Here is a 2,298-nt window from a genome sequence, read left to right on the forward strand (position 1 = left end):
GCGATTTTTTGAAAGAAAACAAAATCCGCTATTAAATTTAAGGAGGCGAAATGAGCTCAAAAACAAACGCCGCGCGCGTACTGGACGGTCTGAAAATCCCCTACGAGATCAAAGAATACGCAGTTGATCCTTTAAATTTAGACGCGGTACACGTGGCAAATAGCGTGAGCGAGCCGATCGAGCGGGTCTATAAAACGATAGTTTGCACGGCGGATCACGAATACGTCGTAGCCTGCCTGCAAGGCGATCTAAATCTCGATCTCAAGGCGCTCGCGCATATCTGCGGTGCGAAGCGGTGCGAGCTGATGGATTTGAAGGATTTGCAAAAGGTCACCGGCTACGTCAGGGGCGGCTGCTCGCCGCTTGGGATGAAAAAGCACTTCCGCACCTTCATCGACGAGCGAGCGCTAACGCAGGAGAAAATTTATGTTAGCGCAGGCGTGCGGGGAAAACAGATTGCTCTCGCACCGAAGGACCTCGCAACTGCGACCGAAGCGCAAATTTGCAAAATTACTCACGATTAACGTAGCGTTACTTTTGCTGCCGCTTCCGTAAGTAACGCTGGCAGCAAGCTGACCAAAATTTGCACTGCGAAATTTTGACTTTTAAAATTTGGCGTTGCACCGTTTATTAAAACGAGCTCCTGCGCAGCAAGAAAATACAAATCAAATTAATTTCGTAAAATTTTATTGTTAAAATTCTAAGTACTGCGTGCCTCAAAATATCTCAAACGAGATGACGAGCGCGCGCGGTGCGAAGCAAATCTCTTTTAAAAGTGCGTGTTTTGCGCGCGATCTGTTTTGCTTGCTATAAAATTTAGCCTTGCGACGCTCGGCATTTTTGCGATGAAATTTTAAAATTTCATCGCGAATTTTCTACGCCTCGCGCCTATTTTTTGAAAAGCTCAGAGACGTTCGGAGCTTGCTTTTCTTGCTCGCTGGCGGCGAAAAATTCCGCTTTGGCGAAATTGAAAACGCTGGCGATGATGTTAGTAGGAAACATCTCGCATGCGTTATTATAAACCGTAACGGCGCCGTTATAAGCGCGGCGTGCGGCACTGATCTGCTCCTCGCACTCGCCTAACGCGTTTTGTAGCTTGGCAAACGATTCGTTAGCTTTCAGGTTTGGATACGCCTCTACCGCAACGCGGATCTGCCCTAAAAGAGCCGAAATTTCGCTATTCAGTCTAAATTTATCGGCGTTAGAGCTTGCGCTGATCGCTTGTGAGCGAAGTTCGCTAACGCGCGTTAGCACCGCGCTTTCGTGGCTCATATATTCGCGCGTAGCACTAACTAGATTGGGGATGAGATCGTAGCGCTTTTTAAGTTGCGTATCGATGGTAGAGGCGATATTTCGCACCTGGTTACGCTTAGCGATGAACGAGTTGTAAACGCCCACTAACGCCAAAACTAACAAAACTATGACGACTAATAAAATCAAAGCCGCATTCATTTTCTCTCCTTTTAAAGTGTTTCAATTAAAAATAAGAATATTTAGCTATACTTGCCATTTCTTTTCGCGTGTCAAGGTAGCTCAGCTGGTTAGAGCGCTGGTCTCATAAGCCGGAGGTCGAGAGTTCAAGTCTCTCTCTTGACACCATCTTCAAATTACCTTTAAGAGCGCAACGGCGCCTCAAAAAAGTTCGAGATTATATCTTACTTATACTTGAAAAATAATGAAAATTGGCAAAAGTATAAAATTTACCTTCGGGCAAATGTGAGTTTTTTTGAATTTGTTGCTCCGTCTCTAAAAGATAAATTTACGCAAAGTATCTTTATCTACGAGCCTTTAAGATATTTTGGCAAAAGTTTTTTATTCGAGTCTCTTTCGCGTTTTCACATCGGTAATCCGTATCAGCATAACCTATCACATTCCGCACAAATTCACACTATTTAGCTAAATTTTTTGATATAATCTCCCGCTTTAAAAGCTAAAATTCAAAGGAAACATATGAAATTTATTTCTCACAAAATTTTAAAAAGCGCGGTTTTGCTGGCAGCATTGGGATCTTTTGCGACTTGCGGCGCCGAGACGCAGCAACCTAACGGCTACGCCATAAGCGGCGCAGCACTATCGGCGATAGAGGAGGACAATAGGGCGAAAGAAAATTATCTAGTCATCGACGTCAGAAGCGCGGATGAGTACGCTGCAGGCCACATAAAGCACGCGATTAATATCCCGCTTGGAGAGCTTGAAAGCAGGCTGGATGAGATAAACGCCTACAAGGATAAAAACGTCGTGCTTTATTGCAATACGGGCAATCGCAGCGGCAAAGCGCTTGATCTGCTTAAACAAAAG

Annotated in this window: 3 protein-coding genes and 1 tRNA gene; 3 read left to right on the forward strand and 1 reads right to left on the reverse strand. The window is 44.7% G+C overall.

Annotated features, from left to right (window positions below; all coding sequences use genetic code 11):
• Positions 1–50: 50 nt before the first annotated feature.
• Entirely contained in the window at positions 51–524 is a 474-nt protein-coding gene (ybaK, locus tag Q0238_RS07545) for a Cys-tRNA(Pro) deacylase (protein WP_297944611.1), read from the forward strand.
• A 364-nt stretch (positions 525–888) separates the two neighbouring features.
• On the opposite strand, the gene Q0238_RS07550 is transcribed toward ybaK, so the two are convergent.
• On the reverse strand, positions 889–1,452 hold the full coding sequence (locus Q0238_RS07550; RefSeq protein WP_297944614.1) for a LemA family protein: 564 nt from the start codon (positions 1,450–1,452) through the stop codon (positions 889–891).
• A gap of 70 nt (positions 1,453–1,522) precedes the next feature.
• Here Q0238_RS07550 and Q0238_RS07555 point away from each other — a divergent pair.
• Positions 1,523–1,599, forward strand: a tRNA-Met gene (locus Q0238_RS07555).
• Between the two features lie 351 nt (positions 1,600–1,950).
• On the forward strand, positions 1,951–2,298 hold a 348-nt coding region (locus Q0238_RS07560; protein ID WP_297944617.1), incomplete at its 3' end, for a rhodanese-like domain-containing protein.

It is taken from the genome of uncultured Campylobacter sp., from assembly GCF_938045775.1.
Classification (GTDB): domain Bacteria; phylum Campylobacterota; class Campylobacteria; order Campylobacterales; family Campylobacteraceae; genus Campylobacter_B.

Coding starts and splice junctions, on each gene's coding strand:
- Q0238_RS07550 (WP_297944614.1), bottom strand. CDS start 1,452: ATGAATGCGGCTTTGATTTTATTAGTCGTCATAGTTTTGTTAGTTTTG.
- ybaK (WP_297944611.1), top strand. CDS start 51: ATGAGCTCAAAAACAAACGCCGCGCGCGTACTGGACGGTCTGAAAATC.